At 30.8% G+C, this 19472-nt stretch carries 14 protein-coding genes; 7 read left to right on the top strand and 7 right to left on the bottom strand.

Annotated elements, in window-relative coordinates; all coding sequences use genetic code 11:
* Together M3P09_RS09665 and M3P09_RS09660 are read right to left on the bottom strand one after the other, a co-directional pair.
* Complete coding sequence (locus tag M3P09_RS09665; RefSeq protein ID WP_249972983.1) at nucleotides 1-1200, bottom strand: hypothetical protein; 1200 nt, start codon at nucleotides 1198-1200, stop codon at nucleotides 1-3.
* A 34-nt stretch (nucleotides 1201-1234) separates the two neighbouring features.
* On the bottom strand, nucleotides 1235-2113 hold the full coding sequence (locus M3P09_RS09660; protein WP_249972982.1) for a DUF5694 domain-containing protein: 879 nt from the start codon (nucleotides 2111-2113) through the stop codon (nucleotides 1235-1237).
* A 208-nt stretch (nucleotides 2114-2321) separates the two neighbouring features.
* On the opposite strand from M3P09_RS09660, the gene M3P09_RS09655 reads away from it, so the two are divergent.
* Both M3P09_RS09655 and M3P09_RS09650 read left to right on the top strand, forming a co-directional pair.
* On the top strand, nucleotides 2322-3368 hold the full coding sequence (locus M3P09_RS09655; RefSeq protein ID WP_249972981.1) for a sensor histidine kinase: 1047 nt from the start codon (nucleotides 2322-2324) through the stop codon (nucleotides 3366-3368).
* 2 nt (nucleotides 3369-3370) lie between these two features.
* Nucleotides 3371-4078 carry a LytR/AlgR family response regulator transcription factor gene (locus tag M3P09_RS09650; protein ID WP_249972980.1) on the top strand — a complete coding sequence of 236 codons (708 nt, stop codon included), beginning with the start codon at nucleotides 3371-3373 and terminating at the stop codon, nucleotides 4076-4078.
* Between the two features lie 6 nt (nucleotides 4079-4084).
* On the opposite strand, the gene M3P09_RS09645 is transcribed toward M3P09_RS09650, so the two are convergent.
* The gene (locus M3P09_RS09645) at nucleotides 4085-4504 is read right to left on the bottom strand and encodes a thiol-disulfide oxidoreductase DCC family protein (protein WP_249972979.1); all 420 of its coding nucleotides are present in this window, start codon (nucleotides 4502-4504) and stop codon (nucleotides 4085-4087) included.
* Nucleotides 4505-4524: 20 nt separating this feature from the next.
* Entirely contained in the window at nucleotides 4525-6405 is a 1881-nt protein-coding gene (locus tag M3P09_RS09640) for a tetratricopeptide repeat protein (RefSeq protein ID WP_249972978.1), read from the bottom strand.
* A 306-nt stretch (nucleotides 6406-6711) separates the two neighbouring features.
* Between M3P09_RS09640 and M3P09_RS09635 the strand changes: the two genes are divergently transcribed.
* A complete protein-coding gene (locus M3P09_RS09635) occupies nucleotides 6712-8337 on the top strand; it encodes a thiol-activated cytolysin family protein (protein ID WP_249972977.1) in 1626 nt (541 codons plus the stop codon).
* Nucleotides 8338-8424: 87 nt separating this feature from the next.
* Complete coding sequence (locus tag M3P09_RS09630; protein ID WP_249972976.1) at nucleotides 8425-9552, top strand: leucine-rich repeat domain-containing protein; 1128 nt, start codon at nucleotides 8425-8427, stop codon at nucleotides 9550-9552.
* On the opposite strand, the gene M3P09_RS09625 is transcribed toward M3P09_RS09630, so the two are convergent.
* Complete coding sequence (locus M3P09_RS09625) at nucleotides 9553-11721, bottom strand: endonuclease MutS2 (RefSeq protein WP_249972975.1); 2169 nt, start codon at nucleotides 11719-11721, stop codon at nucleotides 9553-9555. It lies immediately after the preceding gene.
* Nucleotides 11722-11894: 173 nt separating this feature from the next.
* On the opposite strand from M3P09_RS09625, the gene M3P09_RS09620 reads away from it, so the two are divergent.
* Entirely contained in the window at nucleotides 11895-12986 is a 1092-nt protein-coding gene (locus tag M3P09_RS09620; RefSeq protein ID WP_249972974.1) for a DUF2911 domain-containing protein, read from the top strand.
* 58 nt (nucleotides 12987-13044) lie between these two features.
* Here M3P09_RS09620 and M3P09_RS09615 read toward each other — a convergent pair whose 3' ends face one another.
* Together M3P09_RS09615 and recG are read right to left on the bottom strand one after the other, a co-directional pair.
* A complete protein-coding gene (locus M3P09_RS09615; RefSeq protein WP_249972973.1) occupies nucleotides 13045-14271 on the bottom strand; it encodes an alpha/beta hydrolase family protein in 1227 nt (408 codons plus the stop codon).
* Nucleotides 14272-14397: 126 nt separating this feature from the next.
* Nucleotides 14398-16500, bottom strand: coding sequence for an ATP-dependent DNA helicase RecG (gene recG / locus M3P09_RS09610; protein ID WP_249972972.1), 2103 nt, complete (start codon nucleotides 16498-16500; stop codon nucleotides 14398-14400).
* Nucleotides 16501-16572: 72 nt separating this feature from the next.
* Between recG and M3P09_RS09605 the strand changes: the two genes are divergently transcribed.
* Both M3P09_RS09605 and M3P09_RS09600 read left to right on the top strand, forming a co-directional pair.
* Nucleotides 16573-18564 carry a M1 family metallopeptidase gene (locus tag M3P09_RS09605; RefSeq protein ID WP_249972971.1) on the top strand — a complete coding sequence of 664 codons (1992 nt, stop codon included), beginning with the start codon at nucleotides 16573-16575 and terminating at the stop codon, nucleotides 18562-18564.
* A complete protein-coding gene (locus M3P09_RS09600; RefSeq protein WP_249972970.1) occupies nucleotides 18561-19472 on the top strand; it encodes a patatin-like phospholipase family protein in 912 nt (303 codons plus the stop codon). Before M3P09_RS09605 ends, M3P09_RS09600 begins: the two co-directional genes overlap by 4 nt.

Below are 19472 nucleotides of genomic sequence, written 5' to 3'. Positions count from 1 at the left end.
TCAATCTGTTTCTAGGTCTTCTAATGCTTCACAATCTTTAATGTAAATTAATATATCATACTTTAGCACAAGGGTTTCCATTTCTTTTGATAATTTATGAGTTATCGATCTTAAAGGAACAGTGTTTATTATTAAATATTTCTCTTTTAAACCTTCAATGTTTTCAAGAACTTCTTTTGGCAAATCTTTTGTATTATCAAAAGGAACTACTGATACAGGTGCAAATGGATTTCCCATATTTTTCAAACCGTTAATCCCTGTAGCGCGGATATGTAACGATTTCTCACCATTAATAAAGGCTAATTCTGATACGGTATTTGAAATATCAAAAACATTAGTGTTATTCAGCCCTTTTTTTACATGATTAGCCCCTAACTTAAACAATACTTTTGGTGCTTTTATATTTAGAGTAGCTTCTTTATAGTAGTTTAGAAAATTATTCTTCATTAGTTTAGCCCTCTCATTATTATTTAAGTAATAATGCTTTTGGAAGTTATAAAGATAAATTTCTTTAGTAGCTTTTAAGCTCTTTAGAATATCCTTTTCTTTTTCTGAATGACATAGAGTTATTAGTTTTTGATGGAGTTTATCAGTGTATTTAAAAATGAATGGAGCCATATAGTTTTTGTCTTCAACTGCCATTTTATAATTGTTTTTGGCCTCAATCAATAATGGTTTTATAGCCTTTTTTAATTGCTTGTTTGAACTGTTATTTAAAATGTAATCAAAAACCAATCTAAACTCTACCATAAACACTTGATCAATACCCCAAATTTTTCCTTTATGATTTGATATATTTTGAAATAATTCTATATCATTTTTATTATTGTAAAAAGGAATAGCATAAGGATATTTTTGATATAATTCACTAAATGATTTTTCTGAGTTTTTGGGTTTTGAAAAAAGGGTTTCAATAGTTTTTGCAGCAATAGGATCGGTTTCTATACAAAGGGTGTTGTATCCGTATTCCACACCAATATTATATAGTTCATTAGTAATTTTTCCAACTTCTTTAATGCCGTGTTGCTCTCCTAACATTATAAATTGAGTGCCTTCAATTTTGCTTTTTAAAAATGTCTGTAATTTTTCTGATGATAATTTGTTTGCTGTGAATAAATTGTCTTTGATAATATTATTTTGAGCGACCAAATTATTTAAGGTTAGTACAAAGCAGATTATTACTATTGTTTTAGTTTTCATCTTGTTATTTTTTAAGTTTTTTATTGTATTTGTTTTATTCTCTAATTAAACTCTCAAAGCTTTTTAAATTAAAGTCTACAGATGCATTTGCCAAATAATTAAGAATTGATAAATGGCCAGCTCCAATTAAAAGAAACATTCTGTCTTTCCCTGGAGTATTTATGTTTAAAATGTTTTGAAAAATTCTTAAGTTTCTACTATACCACCATATAGAATTATCTGCACCAAAGTAATCATCTACCTCAGCATCACCCATTTTAAATTCACCCATTAAATAATGACCATGGTTGTGATTAACTACATCTGGATCGTTCATAATTTTAAAATAGTCTATAAGTGGTATTTCGGTCTTTAGTTTATCTCCTTTTTCATATAAACTATAATAAGTCTCATTAATTTGCATTTCTCTATTGACCTTTTCTTGACCAGCTTTTATGTAAAAGCTGTTTTGTTTTTCTTTGTATTCTTCTTTAGATAAGTTGTTTTTAAAACCCCTTGATGGAGCGTCTACGGCATATATTTTTTTGTGCCCAAGTATTTTAGCTAACTGAAAAGCAATTTGGTAAATTTCATTCGATTTTAATTTAAATTCTCCCTTTAGATAGGCATTATATATAGAATCAAGTTTTATTTGATTACTTGCTTTCCATTCCACTGCAATTTTTGTAGGTGCGAATTTTTTAATTACACTTAATAGTTCGTTTAATTCTTGTTGTTTTTTCTCAGAAAAGATATTTATACTATATTTTGGTTTGTAAGTATCTAATTGTGGGTTTGCAAAGTGAAAAGATCCTAATATTAGTAAATCAGATGAATTAATATTTTTAAAATGCTCTTCTATTTGTGCTTTTTGAGCAAATAGAGAAACTGCCAGTAATATAAACGTAAGCAATGATATGGTTTTAGGTTTCATAGAAAAATGTTTTTTAATTTACACTTCGAAAATACTTATACATATTCACGCTTAAATTAAAATTCCATATAAGCCTATTTTTATTGTATTAACCATGCTAAACGTTACATCATTTGTTTCGTTTTGTGTTTTAACCTGTTTGTCCTAAAAAAGCTTAGTGATAAATTAAAACGAAAATGAGATTGAGATTAATCGTTACATTTGATGTATGAGATTAAAACGTACTTTTAAATATCATTTTCTGCTTGGGGTTATTATTATAGGAATGAACCTGTTTGATAGTTATATTAGAATGGGACCTGAAAAGCTTTACGAAAGACTTTTCCCTTTAGGCATAATATATTTGTTTACATTTAATATTGCATTTTTTTGTGTGTATGCAATTAATTATAAAATAATTTGCCCTAATACATTACCTAAGAAGAATGTGTTGCTTTTTATTTTAGGACAAATTTCACTTTTTTTCATATTTGCAGGAGTTCGTTATTTTTTTGAAGAAATATTAGTGTATTCAATTGGTGGATTTCATAATTATTCAGATAGAACAAGAGTTTTTTGGTTTTATATTTTTGATAACTCTTATTATGCTTTAAAAGCTATTTTGTTTAGTACGTTTATGTATTTTCTATTTATGTATTTAAAAAGTAGTTCAACAATACACCAGTTGCAATTGGAACAACAAAAAGCGAAATTAGATGCTTTGAAAACGCAATTAGAACCCCATTTTCTATTTAACACCTTAAATGTGTTTTATTCGGAATTAGCTGATAAACAACCAGAAACAGCAAAAGGAATTCACAAATTGTCTGAACTTTTAAGATACCTTACCTATGATGCTCAAAAAGATTTTATGCCATTAAAAAAGGAGTTAAAATTTATAGAGGACTATGTTTATTTTTATAAAAAACGTTTTGAAAATAACTTATTCTTAAATTTTTCTATTAACGGAGATATTAAACAGCAAGAAATACCATCTTTAATCCTTATTCATTTTATAGAGAATATTTTTAAACACGGTATTACAAATGATTCATCTATTCCAGCAGAAATATCTATAAAAATTAATGACAATAACCTAGAATTAATGACGAAAAATAAAATTTCTAACGTAAAGAACTATAGTAGCACAGGCATAGGAAGAGAAAATTTAAATAAACGATTGCAATTATTATTTAATGATAATTATACATTTAATCACAAAGAGTCTAATAATACTTATTCTACTTATTTAAAAATTCCATTGAAAAACAATTAATTATGAAAACTTTAAATTGTTTAATTGTTGATGATGAAGCCCCTGCTGTTAGGCTATTAGAATCATATGTAAGCAAGGTTCCTTTTTTAAAATTAGTGGCCTCTACTACAAACCCTATTGAAGCTTTAAGTATTATTGAGAAAGAAAGGTTAGATATTATCTTTTTAGACATACAAATGCCAACTATTACTGGTATACAACTATCTAAAATTATAAAAGGCAAAATGCATGTTATTTTTACAACAGCATATCCGCAATTTGCATTAGAAAGCTATGAATTAAATGCCGTAGATTATTTGCTAAAGCCTTTTGAGTTTGAGCGTTTTTATAATGCTGTTTTAAAGATCAAATCTAAGGATGCTCCAACTAATCAAACAGCTTTTAACAATTTTATTTTTATAAAAACAGACGGGAAAAACAACTTTGAAAAGGTTAGTTTAAAAGATATTTTGTATATAGAAAGTTTAAAAAACTATGTCTCTATACATCTTACAGACAAACAAATCATTACTTATAGTACTTTGAAGTATTTTGAAACAGAATTACCAAAAAATAAGTTTATTAAAATTCATAAATCTTATGTTGTCTCTATTCAAAATATCATTAAAACCGATACTTTAAGTGTTTATATTTCTAATGGCAATAATTTGCCGATTGGTGATACTTACAAGAAACAATTTTTTGATGCAATTAATAAGTTAATGTTATAACTTTACTTATTCTAGAAACTTACTTTTCAATTCAGGAGTAGGAATCATACAAGCATCTCTTTTACCATACCATTTGTAACGATTTTTTGCAATATAATCGTAAACCCAATTGCGTATAAACAGAGGGATAATAAAAAATATATTCATTAAATTTTGAGGAAACCCTAGTTGTGATGCAATTTTTAATGCTGCAGTACTTTTATAATCAATACCTTTTTGTGGAGTATAAAGTAAGATAGAATCTATTTTAGAAGTATCTATATTATAATGTTTAATGATTTTATTTCCAGTTTCGCTCTGTAAAGCTGTAAACATAAAAACATTCTTTTTATCATGTCTTATTACGTATTGCACAGATGTATTGCAAAGATTACAAATACCATCGAATAGAATTAATTTTTTGCATTTTGGGAACTCAAAATTCATACTACAAAGATACAACTAATTTAAAGCGTATTCAAGTAGTTATTAAGGTCTGTATCTTTGTCTAAACCAAGTTTTTTCTTTAATCTGTACTTCGATTTTAATACACTATCTGGCAATACATTTAACATAGATGCTATCTCTTTTGTAGAAAGGTTCATTCTTAAAAAAGAAGCTAACCGTATTTCTTTTTCACTAATACTTGCATAAATGGTTTTAAGTTTATTGTCAAAATTATTATGCACTTCAGAAAAGTAGCTTTTAAATATCTCCCAATCTTTATCCTCGGCACTTTCTTTTTTTAGTAACATCACTAAACGTCTAAACTCAACTTTAAACAACTCAGGCGATTTTTTAATTTTCTCTAAGTTCTCTTTTAATTCTTGAATAAACGTATTTTTTTGAACCAAATGAAGTGTTTGTGAGGTGAGCTCTTTTTTCTTGAATGCTATTTCTTGTTTATATATTTCTTCTTGTTTTTCGCGTGCTATTTTGTTCTTTTTGATGCGTTGTTTGAAACCGAAATACAGAAGCCCAGAAAGCGCTAGGAATGACATCATTCCTCCGGCGTATAAGCTCTTTCTTAAATTGGTAATTTCTACTTCCTGGTTTAAGGTTTTTATTTCTTGTTCCTGAAGTCTAAGAGCGACTTCTTTCTTTTCTGTATCGAATTGCACGCGTTGTTCTTCAATAGTCTTTATTTTCTCTTCATTTATTATTGAATCGTTAATTTTTTTGAACGCCTTATGAAATGATAATGACAGGTTATAGTTTCCCAAATATTCATATGCGCTACTTAACTGCCTGTTTGATTCGCGTTCAATAGATATATTATTGTGAGTATTTGCATACTCCATAGCCGCACGTGCAGTTTTTATTGCTTTGTTATAATCATTGATTTGAATGTATGCCTCTGATAATTTATTTTGGGCAACAGCTATGCGTCTTTTGCCATTTATGGATTTCGAAGTCAAAATAGATTGGTTGTAGTATTTTATTGCCTGTTCAGGATTATTAAGTTGTAAGTAGGCTGAACCTAATCCTGTTAATGTGGCAGCTTCTGTAGACTTTACTTTTGCCTGTCTACTCTTAATTAAACTCCTTTCATAGTATTCAATGGCTATTTCCTCTTGATTCGATTTCATATACATGATACCAATGTCATTTAATGCAACGGCCTGATAATATATATCATTATGATCTTCATATATTTTAAGTGCCTTTTTGTTATAGGCAATGGCATTTTCGAGGTTTCCTAAGGTATGCTCTATAGTAGCTAAATGGTTATATGAATCAGCAATCCTGATTGAGTTCCCAATTGTTTCAAATAGTTTTAGTCCCTTCAAAACATTTTTTAAGGCAATCGAATAGTAACCTTTGTTTTGGTGAATAGTTCCCTTAAAATCGTAAGCAAGTGCCATTCCCATAGTATCACCATGCTGTATAGTATTTTCTAGATCTAGATTGTTGATACTATCCGCTTTGAGTAAGTGGCCTTGAGAAAATTCAATTATGGCAAGCCCCCTGTAGGCTTTCGACTTATAAACTCCATTATCAATTTTATTGGCTAGCTTCAAACTTGAATTATAATAATACCGGGCAGAATCCAACTTATCGATATTATTATATACAACACCAAGTTGATATAATGCTAAGGCCTTACCAGAATCGAAGTCAATTTCATTGGATAAATCAAGTAATTCAAAAGCATATTTTTTTGCTATACCAGAAGAGCGATACATATAATAATTAATAATCTGATTTGCCTTTTTTGCTTTAATTGTGTCCTTAGGATGATTTTTATAAACCGCCAAAAGGCTATCTATATCAGTATTGTTTTGTGAACCTGAATTTTGGATATTTAAAACGAAAAATAAAAAAAGAGGAAAGATTCTATGGTACATAATTTTAATGTTTAACTGTACTAAGATAAATATTAAATGTATTCGAATACTGGTTTAATCAATAAGTATAAAACTATTTGTCCATATAAAGTCCATGATTGATAATGGTTTTTTGATTTTTTTTATAATTTAAACTATTGCATTTCAGTTAGTTAGTATTTTTAATTTTTTTAAATGTTCTTTGCTGTCTATAGGCATTAGATAGTGTTTTTATATGTCATGTCCATACTTTGTCCATGCCAAAAATTAGTTTTCACTTGCTTTCCTATCTAGTTTTGAAGTGTTGAATCACAAAAATTAGAAATTATGAAAACACAATTATTAACAGCTAAACACATTTTTTACAGTGCATTTTTTATTATAACCTTGTTTTCTTGCAACGGATGCAGCTCTGAAAGCGTAAATGATAATAATGATACTATTTCAGAAGAAAACCAAAAAGACATCAGTGATTATTTAGCATCACTTTCAACTTTTAGTCAGCCAGCAGAGTCTGGTCAAGAATTTGTAAGTGAAGAAGATCCTGAGCGCGATACTGAAGACACCTCTTTAGAATGTGTAGTTAAACATTATAAAACTGCACCGGCTTTTAGTGAAATGATATTGCTAGACCCAACTAGTGATGTTATTTATCCAGGAGCAATGTTAAAGGGTGAATCTATACCAACAGGAGAATATATAGGTATTAATGGAGGTAGAGCTCCAATAACTTTATCAGTATCATTAGAAAATTTAAACGGTAAACCGTCTACGGTTATTGAAAATCCGAGTTTAGATACCGTTAGAGAAGGTGTAAAAGATATGTTGCAACAAGGTGTTACAGGATCTACTGCGGCAAAAATTAATTTTACAACCGAAGAGGTATATTCAGAAGAGCATTTAAGTGTTGCATTAGGGGCTAGCTATTCTAAAGGAAAAAATAGTGTGTCTGCATCTTTTGATTTTAGTAATTCTACAAAAAAATACCGCTATGTTATAAAATATTTACAAATTTATTATACTATAGATTTAACCCTACCTCCTAATGATAACCCAGGGGCTTTATTTACTTCTAAACCTAATTTAAATTCCATTAGCCCAGTAATAGTATCTTCTGTAAAATATGGAAGAATGCTGCTTTATACTGTTGAAACAGATTCTGAAATTACAGAAGCACATGCCGCATTTAGCGCTGCATTTAATGGGGGTACGGCTGGGACTAATGGAGAGTATAATGGTTTTTGGAGCAGTTCTGTAGTAAAAGCTTTGGTTATTGGAGGCTCTGGCGGAGATGCAGCAAAGGTAGTAGAGGGACCATCTGGCGCTTTTGAGTATATAACGAATGGTGGTGATTATTCGGTGGATTCTCCTGGTTTACCGCTTGGTTATACTTTAAGATATATAAAGAAAGATTTTCCTATTGCAAAGGTTGTTTTATCTAGTGAGTATGCTGTTAGAACTTGTGACTTAGCTTATCCAAAGTTTAAAGTAGAGCTTATAAAAATAAGAGTTAGAAAAACCCCTGGAGGTTTTGAGGGTAATCATTTAGAGCTTTTTGGAAATGTTAAAGGGCGTTTATATAGCGATAATGGCTATGTTCAAGAGAGTGGAGAAGATAGAGAGGTGAAATGGTCTAGGACTGAAAGTAATGATCTAAAATTAGAGGGACATCATCATATATACAGTATAAAGGAATTTGAATTGTACAGGCCTAATTATGGTGAAGATTATGTGTATTTGTCAGGTCAGTTATATGATAAAGATGCAAGCTTTAATGATAACTTAGGCTTTAGAGAATTGCAAGTGTCATTAAGTAGCATCCCATACAATCTTCCTGGAGATCCAGATAAAACATTTAGCGATGATGATAGAGAGTTTAATTACAGACTCGATTTTGATGAAAAGTCTGATCATGAAGTTAGAGCATATTTTGCTGTAACTAGAATTAAGTAAGGGACTATTAATCAAACAGTCGGCACCTAAAGTTGTCGATTCAACAACTTGGTGTCGGCTGTTATTTCACTTAAAAAAGCAATAAAAATGAAAATACAAATACATCTTTATATATTCATAGCCCTAATCAGTTTTAGTAAGGTTACGGCACAAAATTTTGAAGTTGATGGAGTAAAATATAATATTCTTAATACCACAGAAGTTGAAGTTTCTAATAAACCTGAATGTTATACTGGAGATATAGTAATTCCAGAAGCAGTTGAAAATCTGGGAGTAATATATAGCGTTACTGCCATTGGGATAAATGCATTTTATCAATGCAATGGATTAACTTCAATTAATCTGCCAGATTCAGTAACAGAAATAAAATCACAGGCCTTTTTAGAATGTACAAATTTAAGCTCAATAAACTTTACAAGTTCTATTAGCGCCATAGGTTATATGGCATTTAGAAATTGTACCAGCTTATTGTCTATAGATTTATCTGCAACAATTTTGACAGAAATTGGAGGTTATGCTTTTTTGCGATGCGAAAATACAGTTTCAATTATTTTACCTAATACTTTGGAAAGTATAGGTGATAATGTTTTTCATTATTGCGAAAGTCTAACACAAATAAATATACCAAATACAGTAAAATCAATAGGAACTAGAGCATTTGCCTATAGTGGTTTAACGTCAATAGATATTCCAAGTTCAGTAACATTAATTGATAATTATGCCTTTGAAGTTTGTAGAGATATGAAAACTGTTAATGTACCAAGTTCAGTTACTTCAATTGGAGATTATGCTTTTTATGGCAATTACACATTAGAAGCATTTAATATTGATATTCAAGTACCCTTAGCTATTACAACATCGGTATTTCAAGGGAGGAATTTATCTCTTGTAACGTTAAGCGTGCCAGTAGGTAGTGATAGTGCTTACTCAACCGCTTCTATTTGGCAGGATTTTGGAACCATAAATGGAACTTTAAGCACAAATTATTTAGAAAAAGAGTTGGTAATAAAACTATTTCCTAACCCAGCCACAACAAACATTTCTATTACAGGCTTAAGTGAGAGAAGTAGTTATAATGTTTATGATGTAGTTGGCAAACCTATTTTAAAAGGAACTTTATTGAATGGAAATTCTATTAATATAGAAAACCTCTCAAGCGGATTGTATTTCTTAAAACTAAAAAATAGAGAAGCAATAAAGTTTATAAAGCCATGATTATTTTTTAACAGCTTCAACCAATTCCAATTGTTCTAAACTTACATTAGTAGTAAATAAGCCGTAGTTAACTATGGCTTTATTTTTTTCAATCTTATCAATACTACCAATAGCACGCCCATCTTCCATTCGAACTCGATCTCCAATTTTTAATACAGGCTTTGGTTTAGGAGCTTCAACAGCTTTTTTCTTCGCTGCTTTTTTCTTTTTTCTAATAACTTCAACTTTTTTTTCTGCTTCCTGTTTTACTTGTTTTTCTTTGGCTTTTAATACTTTTTTCGCTTTCGCGGAAACTTTTTTGCGTTTAGAATTTTCTATTTGAACTAATTTAAAAAGCTCATCCATTAAAGCTCTTTTTTGTTTGTTTTCAAAATATTTCTCAGCAATATCGTTTAGCTTTTGTCCAAGATAAATAAGGCGTTGGTTATTATCATATAATTCTTGATAGCTTTCTAGTTTCTTCTGAATTTTGTTGTTAATTTCTTCGAGTTTATCGGCTTCCTCTATCTTTTTCTTTTCGTTTTGTTTTAACGATTGCCCTGTTTTTTCTAATCGAGAGCGTTCTTTTTGAAGCTTTGCTATAGTAGCATCAAACCGTACTTTGCTACGTTCTATCTTCTTTTTGGCTCGATTTATTAAACTATAAGGAATACCATTTTTCTGAGCAACCTCAAAGGTAAAACTACTTCCTGCTTGCCCAATAACCAATTTAAAAAGGGGTTCTAAAGTGCGTTCATCAAAAAGCATATTAGCATTAAGCATGTGTGGTAATTCATTTGCTAATATTTTTAAATTAGAATAGTGAGTTGTTATTATTCCAAAAGCTTCACGATGATAAAACTCTTCTAAAAAAGTTTCTGCCAAAGCACCACCAAGTTCGGGATCACTACCTGTTCCAAATTCATCAATTAAAAAGAGCGTATTCTTATTGCACTTTTTTAAAAAGTAATTCATTTGCTTTAAGCGATAGCTATAGGTGCTTAAATGGTTTTCTATTGATTGATTATCTCCAATATCACTTAAAACCCGATCAAACAAACAGGCCTTGCTACGCTCATGAACAGGGATTAGCATCCCGCTTTGTAGCATAACTTGTAATAGTCCAACTGTTTTTAATGTAATGCTTTTTCCACCTGCATTAGGACCAGAAATAACAATAATTCTGCTATCTTGTTTTAATTCGATAGTTTGAGGAAATGTCTTTTCTTTCTTCTCTAAATTATTTAAATACAGCAAAGGATGATAGGCATCACGAAGAAATATCTTTCTGTCTTCTGAAATTTCTGGAAGAATACCATTCATAGATTTTGCATATTTCGCTTTAGCGAAAATAACATCAATATCAATTAAAAATGCTTGATATTGTTCTAATAATGGTAAAAACGGTCGTATATAATTAGTAACTTCTTTTAAAATTCTAACAACTTCTTCCTGTTCTTCATACTCTAAATTATTAAGCTCTCGCGAATGTTGAAGTGTTGTTTCTGGTTCTATATAAACAATACTTCCGGTTTTGCTGCCGCCCATAATGGCGCCTTTAACTTTACGACGATACATTGCTTTTACAGCTAATACTCGTTTGTTATCTACTACAGATTCTCTAATATCATCTAAATATTCAAGATTATGATAAGTGTTTAGCGCTGATGAAAAGCTTGCATTTATTTTTCCTTTTATACGATTTATTGATTGCCTTAAATCAAAAAGAAGCGGTGATGCATTATCTTTAATATCCCCAAATCGATCTACGATAGCATCAACTTTTTCGATAATTACTTTTGTGACTTCTATATGTGAAGCATATTGGTTTAGAGCGGGGTAATATTCTTCAAACTTTTTTAAATAGTTAACAATTTCATTAGCAGTTAACGAAATTGAAACTAATTTTTTTAAACCATGTACTTCAAGGTATGTGTTTTCGATGCGTAAAAGTTTAATTTCTTTTACAATTGAATCAAAGCCATGGTTTGGAATTCGGTTATCGTTATAAAAGGATGATAAATATTCGTTGGTTAATTGCAAAGCCATACGGAGCTCTTCTTTTTTTTTGTATGGTAAAATTTTAAGAGCTCTTTCATTTCCTAACGGTGTTACACAATGCTCGCTAACATGTTGTAAAACTGTAGGAAATTCTAAATCTTGTAAAGTCTTTTCGTGAATGTGTATCATTCTTCTTTTTATAAAAGGCTCGCAAAGTTAAACATTCTCTACGAGGTTTTATGTTGTTAAATTCTTCTTAATAAATAGTTAATTAACAAATGGGTGTGCTTCTTTAACAAAACGCTAACACTTGCTATTACTATTTGTCAATACCTTGAGGTACAAACTAAACACAATCAAAAATGAAAAACAACAAACTTACTAAATTTTGTATGCTACTGGTACTTGCTTTTAGTTTCAGTGCTTATTCTCAATTAAACACACCAAGAGGTAGTCAGCAGGCTACAGTGTCACAACGCGTAGGTGTTTCAGATGTTTCAATCACTTATTCTAGACCAAGTGTAAAAGGTAGAGAGGTCTGGGGGAAGTTAGTCCCTTACGGGATGAATAATCTAGGTTTTGGTACAGCAACCGCAGCACCATGGCGCGCTGGTGCTAATGAAAATACTATCATTACATTTTCTCATGATGCCAAAGTAGAAGGCAAACCTATAAAGGCAGGAACTTACGGTTTGCATCTAGAGGTTAAAGCAGATAACACAGCTACTCTTATATTATCAAATGATGCTAATGCATGGGGTAGTTATTTTTATGATAAGAGTAAAGATGCCTTAAGAGCAGATATTAAAATCACTACTGTTCCGCACCACGAATTACTATCTTTTGAATTCAATAATGTTGATGCAGAATCAGCAACAGCTGTGCTTGCATGGGAGAAAAAAGGATTCCCTTTTAAGGTTTCTTTTGATGTTACAGAAATTGTGTTAAACGATTTTAGGGCTAAATTTAAAGGTCAAGATGGATTTCAACGCCAAAACTGGGAGCAAGCTGCCCGTTTTGCTTTAAACAATGGTGGCGATCTTAATGAGGCTTTAGGTTGGGTGGATGCAGCAATAGCTGGACAATTTTTTAGTCAGAAAACGTTTAATAATGTAGCGCTTAAAGGTCAAATATTAAACAAACTGGGGAAAACAGATGAATATGCAGCATTAATGGATGAAGCTTCAGCTATGGCAAATACCAATCAATTAAATAATTTAGGCTACCAAATGGTTGCTGCTAAAGATTTTAATCGAGCATTAAAATATTTTAAATTAAATGTAGCTAATAATCCAAACAACGCCAATGTTTATGATAGCTTAGGTGAATGCTATAAAAATATGGGAGATAAAAAGAATGCAATTAAAAACTTAAAAAAATCATTGTCACTTAATCCGCCAGCAAATGTAAAAGCAAATTCAGAAAAGCTTTTAAAGGAGTTGGGAGTAATGTAAAAATCATCAATCAAGCTACTATCAGTTTATAAAGCTCAATCTATATGATTGAGCTTTATTAATTTCTGTGTTTATTTAGAAATTCCAAAACTATATTCCAATTTTTATTCACATCAGCACCTACACGATCTTTAACCAACATAGAAGAACCGTGTGTACCGTGTTCTGCAATATAAGTTTGATGTCCATGTTCTTTGGCAATACTAAATTGCTCTACTGAGCTTTCTCGTTCCATTTCTTTCTTTGGTCTTAGCAATAAAAAAGGAAGGCCTATTTGATTTATATATTGATTTGGATGACATGTTTTAACTGCATTTCCAGTTGATGGTGAAAAAGCTAATAATGCTGAAATATCATACTCTCTTTTACTCGCTAATTGAATGGCTAAAGCTGCACCATAACTGCTTCCCCATAAAATTTTATTTCCGTTATATTTTTTGCCTATTATGTAATCTAGGGCAGCCTCTAAATCAGTATACGCATCGCAATAAGTGAAGCTATTTGTGCCTAGTTTTGAAATAGTTCTATTATAGCCACCATAATACGATGAGCCACCAACTCTTTGGTCTATAGCCATAATATTGTAACCTTCATTAAGCAATTTAGGAGCTATTGAATGATACTCGCCTTTTGCATTAGAACCTCCTTGGTGAAATAGTATAATAGTTGGGTATTCTTTTTTAATTGTATATAAATCGCCGTAAACTAATATACTGTCTTTGGTCTTCATTTCAATCTCTTCGTAGTTTATTCTGTAATATTTTCTTTGATGAGTTAATGCCCAATCTTTACCATGATTGGTTGACAAATAAGATGAAAATTCAAAAGTATTAGTATCAGTAAATGACATAATGTATTTTGACTGCAGCCTTTTAACTTCTTTGTTTCGGTACCAATAAGTGGTTAACTCATTATTTTTAATTGATCCGTTTAAAGTTGAAAACGACCCATGCTCTGAGTCTAATGCTAACATTTCTACATTAGTTGAATCTAACCCTGTAAGAAAAACTTCTCTAGCATATTTTTTATTTCTATAAACACCTTTATAAGATTCTTTAACACCACACCCTTCAATGGAGCTTGTAATTATTGAAGTACCGTAATTGTTTTCATATACATTAGGGGATGTGCGATCTTTAGTTATTACATGCCATTTGCCAATGGTTTGTTTAAGAAAACTATAAGCTTCATTTTTGCAGCTATAAGTGTTTTCTTGAGAATGAGCTATGTTGAAGAAGAAGAATATAATGAAGTTAAATTTGTATATTAATTTTATGAGCTTCATGGTATACTTATGTTAGTTAGTAATCAGATACCTTTAAAGGTATAAGGAAAGTTTAGTTTTAAAGACTGTTTTACAGAACTTTAACAAAAATGACTGTTAAAAATTGAGATGTGTTTAAAAACTAGTCTAACTAATATAGTTCCAGATATTCTTGTATTTACTTAATTGTCTATAGGTGTTTAAAATAGTATGATTCTCTTGCTTTGATAAAGCAGGGTCACTTTGAAGAATTTTTTTAGCATAAAATCTGGCGCTTTGTAAAATATCATTATCCTTAATTATATCAGCAATCTTTAAATTTAAAACACCGCTTTGTTGGGTGCCCATAATATCTCCTGGGCCTCTCAATTTCAAATCTACTTCAGCAATTTCAAAGCCATCATTGGTTTTAACCATTGTTTCTAAGCGTATTTTACTATCGTTGCTAAGTTTATGGCTAGTCATTAAAATGCAATAGCTTTGTTCTGCACCACGTCCAACACGACCACGTAATTGATGTAGTTGGGACAATCCAAAACGCTCTGCACTTTCTATTATCATAACAGAAGCATTCGGTACGTTTACACCTACCTCAATAACTGTAGTCGCTACCATAATTTGTGTTTCGCCTTTAATAAAACGTTGCATTTCGTAATCTTTGTCTGCAGGTTTCATTTTTCCGTGAACTATAGATATTTGATATTTTGGCATTGGAAAATCTCTGGAGATACTTTCGTAACCATCCATTAAATCTTTATAATCCATAGCTGAGCTTTCTTGAATTAGAGGATAAACAATATAAATTTGTCTTCCTTTATCAATTTCCTCACGAATAAATCGAAATACATTTAGTCGGTTTTTATCATATCGGTGAACTGTTTTTATAGACTTTCTTCCGGGTGGTAATTCATCAATTATTGAGATGTCTAAATCACCATAAATTGACATTGCTAATGTTCTAGGAATTGGTGTTGCAGTCATCACTAAAACGTGTGGGGGGGAGGTGTTTTTTTTCCATAATTTTGACCGTTGAGCAACTCCAAATCTATGTTGTTCATCAATAATTGCTAGCCCTAAATTTTTAAATCTCACCTTGTCTTCAAGCAAAGCATGTGTGCCAATTAGTATTTGCAATTCACCATTTTCTAAAGATTCATGAATTTTTTTTCTATCTGAAGTTTTAGTTGAACCTGTTAATAGTTTTATACTGATATTTAGACTGTTACATAGTTCTAATAATCCATTATAATGTTGGACTGACAAAATTTCAGTCGGCGCCATTAAGCAGGCTTGAAAATCGTTGTCAAGTGCTATTAACATTGACATGAGGGCTACTATGGTTTTTCCAGAACCCACATCACCTTGTAATAACCGATTCATTTGCGCGTTACTGCCTAAATCGGCACGAATTTCTTTTAAAACACGTTTTTGTGCATTGGTCAATTCGAAGGGTAAATGGTCATTAAAAAAACTGTTAAAGTAGTCTCCTACTTTTTCAAAAGGAAAGCCTTTAATTTTTGATTTATGAATTAAATTTTTTAAAATTAATTGTAATTGGATGTAAAATAATTCTTCAAATTTTAATCGATATTGAGTCTTTGAAAGTAACTTTTGATTTTTCGGAAAATGAACATTAAAGAGTGCGTCTTTTTTACTAATTAATTTTAATTCTGAAAGTAAATTTTCAGATAGGGTTTCGGTAAACTTTCCGCCAGTTTCGATAAAAAGCTGTTGCATGATTTTGCCAACTACACGATTACTAATGCCTTTATTTGATAATTTCTCGGTAGAAGGATAAATAGCTTGCATTCCAGAACGCAGATTCTTTTCATGTTCTTCCAGAAGTTCTAAATCTGGGTGCGCCATATTAAATTTGCTGCTAAACCAATTGGTTTTCCCAAAAGCTACATAGGGTTTGTTTAGTTTTAAATTTTCTCTTATCCACTTTTGTCCTCTAAACCAAACAAGTTCCATAGTACCAGTTTCGTCTTGAAAAGTTGCTACCAGTCGTTTTCCTCGTTTTTGAGCCACTTCTTTAAAGCCAGTTATTTTACCAATAACTTGTACATCGGCATTATTGCGTTGTAGTTTATTGATTTTATAATAATGCGTTCTATCTATGTATCTGTTTGGAAATAGATTGATTAAATCTTGATAAGTGTGAATACCTAGTTCCTTACGTAGTAAATCAGCACGATTAGGGCCAACGCCTTTTAAATAATCAATTGGGGTTTGAAGGTTAACACTCATAAAAGCGAATTTAGTGTATTTCAATTAAGATTAAAAGTGCTATTTTGGTCTAATACTTGTTGTGGTTTAAATATGAAAAATTTAATACTTCTTTCTTTTTTGTCTGTTTGTTCTATTGGGGTAGCTCAGCAAACTGAATATGTTGATTTTAAAACTGCTAAAGTCGATATAATTTTTAGAGATTTAGTAAAAAAAGAAATTGAAGGACTAATAACTTATGAGTTTGTAGTAATTAGAGATATTGACTCAGTGTATCTTGATGCTAAAAATATGGAATTTTCTAAAGTTGAATTGCGCGAAGTTGGAGTTCATGTTGACGTTTTGCATTATGGTATTAAATCTAAAAATAACTCAAACCAGATTATAATTTATAACGAATTCAAAAAAGGCGAAGTTTATGAATTGGTTTTGAAGTATGCTGCTAAGCCTAAAAAGGCATTGTATTTCATTGATTGGAAAAATGAAAATAGGAATAAGCAAGTTTGGACTCAAGGACAAGGTAAATACACAAGCAATTGGTTGCCAAGCATTGATGATATGAATGATAAAATTGAATTTGATTTGTCGATTACCTTTGATTCTGATTATGAAGTTGTTGCTAATGGTAAGCTGATAAATAAGCGAATCAGCAAATCAACCACAACATGGCATTACGATATGCAAAAACCCATGTCTAGCTATTTAGTTGCTTTAGTTATTGGTAAATACGATAAAAAAGTAGAATATTCTAAAAGCGGTATTCCCTTAGAAATGTATTTTTATCCTGAGGATTCATTAAACGTTGAACCAACTTATCGCTATACTAAACAAATGTTTGATTTTCTTGAGGAAGAAATTGGTATTCCGTATCCATGGCAAAATTACAAGCAAGTGCCTGTAAAAGATTTTTTATATGCGGGAATGGAAAATACTAGTATCACCATTTTTTCGGATGGATTTGTTGTTGATTCCATAGGATTTGTAGACAAAAACTATGTTAACGTAAATGCTCACGAATTAGCGCATCAATGGTTTGGAGATTTGGTTACCGAAACTTCTGGAACGCACCATTGGTTACAAGAGGGGTTTGCTACGTATTATGCATTGTTAGCTGAGCGTGATATTTTTGGAGAAGACTACTACTATTGGCGATTATATGAATACGCTCAAGAATTGTTAGATCAAGAAAGAAGAGGGGCTAGTACGTCGCTTTTAAATCCAAAATCGAGTAGTACAACGTTTTATAAAAAAGGGTGTTTGGTTTTGCATATTTTGCGTGACAAAGTTGGCGATAAAGCTTTTAGAGTGGCAGTTAAAAACTATTTAAAAAAGCATCAATTTAAAAATGTTGAAACTAATGATTTTATAGTTGAAGTTGAAAAAGCTTCCGGTAAAGATTTAAGTCAATTTGTAAAAGAATGGTTGAGTGAAGTTAGGTTTAATTATGAAAAAGTTGAAGAGATATTATATTTAAGTTCAACATTTGTAAAGCAATACATTCAAATAGATTGTGAAAACTATACATCTAAATGTAAAGACTATTTAAGCTCATGGATTTCAGACGAAGCTAAAATTAAAGTAATTGGTCAAATACCTGGTCATATTAAAAAAAAGGACTTTAAAAACAGTATTAAGGTGCGCCAAACAATTGCGAAATTATTATCAAAAATTCCTTTAGAATTAAAAGAAGATTATGAATCTCTTTTAGATGATAAATCCTATCTAACTATTGAGGCTGCTTTATTTGGATTGTGGAATAATTTTCCTGAGGACCAAAGTAAATACCTGCAAAAAACAAAAGATATTCAAGGGTTTAATGATAAAAATATTAGAATACTTTGGTTGACATTGGCGCTTATTACTGGTGATTTTGAGCCTGAAAACGAAACGCTTTATTTTAATGAGTTAGAAAGTTACACAAGTCCTAAATATGGTTTCGAAATTCGACAAAATGCATTTAGTTATCTAGCATGGATAAGTTCATGTGGTACTAGGTGTCAAGAAAATTTAGAGCAAGCAACGAAGCATCATAATTGGCGATTTAAAAAATTTGCAAAAGAGCTGAAAAAAAATATAAATAAATGAGAGCATTAGTAATTTCAGGAGGAGGTAGTAAGGGGGCATACGCAGGAGGTGTGGCGCAATACCTTATGCAAGAAGAAGGTGTGGATTATGATATGTTTTTAGGTACATCAACAGGTAGTTTGCTTGTTCCTCATTTAGCAGCCGGAAAGATTGATAAAATTCATCAGGTGTTTACTAATGTTAGTCAACATAATATTTTTAGTGTTAACCCATTTGTTTTGCGTAAAAAAGGAAATAGAGAATTTGTTTCTATTGATTTTGTAAATACACTATGGCAGTTTATTAAAATGAAGCGTACTTTTGGTGAAAGTAAAGCGCTTAGACGTCATATAAAAAAGTATTTCACTTTTGAAGAATATAATTTAATTAAAGAAACTAAAGATGATGTAGTAGTTACAGTTTCTAATCTTTCTAAAAATCGAGTAGAGTATAAGTCAATAAAAGAATTTAGTTATGATGAATTTTGTGACTGGATTTGGATTTCTTGTAATTACATTCCTTTTATGTCTTTGGTGAAAAAGAATGGTTTTGAGTATGCTGACGGAGGTTTAGGATGTGTTGTACCTATACGGGAAGCAATTTTAAGAGGAGCTACTGAGGTAGATGCTGTGATTTTGGAATCTGAAAATATGCAGTATAATAAAGTGTTAGGGAAAAATCCGTTTTCTCTTATGATTAATTTGTTTTCTCATTTATTAGATCAAGTAGAAAGAAGTGATGTTACCATTGGAAAATTAGCTGCAAAAAATAAAAATGTAAAACTTAATTTATACTATACGCCGTCAAAGCTTACAGAAAACTCATTAATTTTTAATAAAAAACTAATGACTACTTGGTGGCAACAAGGATATTATTATGCAAAACAAAAGTGTTTAGAAGCGCGCTCGAACGAGTTAAGGATAGATTGA

It is taken from the genome of Jejuia spongiicola, assembly GCF_023502325.1.
GTDB lineage: Bacteria > Bacteroidota > Bacteroidia > Flavobacteriales > Flavobacteriaceae > Wocania_A > Wocania_A spongiicola.
This window is presented reverse-complemented; position numbering and strand designations above follow the sequence as displayed.

What these genes read in the sequence shown, in the direction of transcription:
- M3P09_RS09630 (WP_249972976.1), top strand. Translation starts at nt 8,425, where the DNA reads ATGAAAATACAAATACATCTTTATATATTCATAGCCCTAATCAGTTTT.
- M3P09_RS09600 (WP_249972970.1), top strand. Translation starts at nt 18,561, where the DNA reads ATGAGAGCATTAGTAATTTCAGGAGGAGGTAGTAAGGGGGCATACGCA.
- M3P09_RS09615 (WP_249972973.1), bottom strand. Translation starts at nt 14,271, where the DNA reads ATGAAGCTCATAAAATTAATATACAAATTTAACTTCATTATATTCTTC.
- M3P09_RS09645 (WP_249972979.1), bottom strand. Translation starts at nt 4,504, where the DNA reads ATGAATTTTGAGTTCCCAAAATGCAAAAAATTAATTCTATTCGATGGT.
- M3P09_RS09665 (WP_249972983.1), bottom strand. Translation starts at nt 1,200, where the DNA reads ATGAAAACTAAAACAATAGTAATAATCTGCTTTGTACTAACCTTAAAT.
- M3P09_RS09635 (WP_249972977.1), top strand. Translation starts at nt 6,712, where the DNA reads ATGAAAACACAATTATTAACAGCTAAACACATTTTTTACAGTGCATTT.
- M3P09_RS09605 (WP_249972971.1), top strand. Translation starts at nt 16,573, where the DNA reads ATGAAAAATTTAATACTTCTTTCTTTTTTGTCTGTTTGTTCTATTGGG.
- recG (WP_249972972.1), bottom strand. Translation starts at nt 16,500, where the DNA reads ATGAGTGTTAACCTTCAAACCCCAATTGATTATTTAAAAGGCGTTGGC.
- M3P09_RS09650 (WP_249972980.1), top strand. Translation starts at nt 3,371, where the DNA reads ATGAAAACTTTAAATTGTTTAATTGTTGATGATGAAGCCCCTGCTGTT.
- M3P09_RS09640 (WP_249972978.1), bottom strand. Translation starts at nt 6,405, where the DNA reads ATGTACCATAGAATCTTTCCTCTTTTTTTATTTTTCGTTTTAAATATC.
- M3P09_RS09620 (WP_249972974.1), top strand. Translation starts at nt 11,895, where the DNA reads ATGAAAAACAACAAACTTACTAAATTTTGTATGCTACTGGTACTTGCT.
- M3P09_RS09655 (WP_249972981.1), top strand. Translation starts at nt 2,322, where the DNA reads ATGAGATTAAAACGTACTTTTAAATATCATTTTCTGCTTGGGGTTATT.
- M3P09_RS09625 (WP_249972975.1), bottom strand. Translation starts at nt 11,721, where the DNA reads ATGATACACATTCACGAAAAGACTTTACAAGATTTAGAATTTCCTACA.
- M3P09_RS09660 (WP_249972982.1), bottom strand. Translation starts at nt 2,113, where the DNA reads ATGAAACCTAAAACCATATCATTGCTTACGTTTATATTACTGGCAGTT.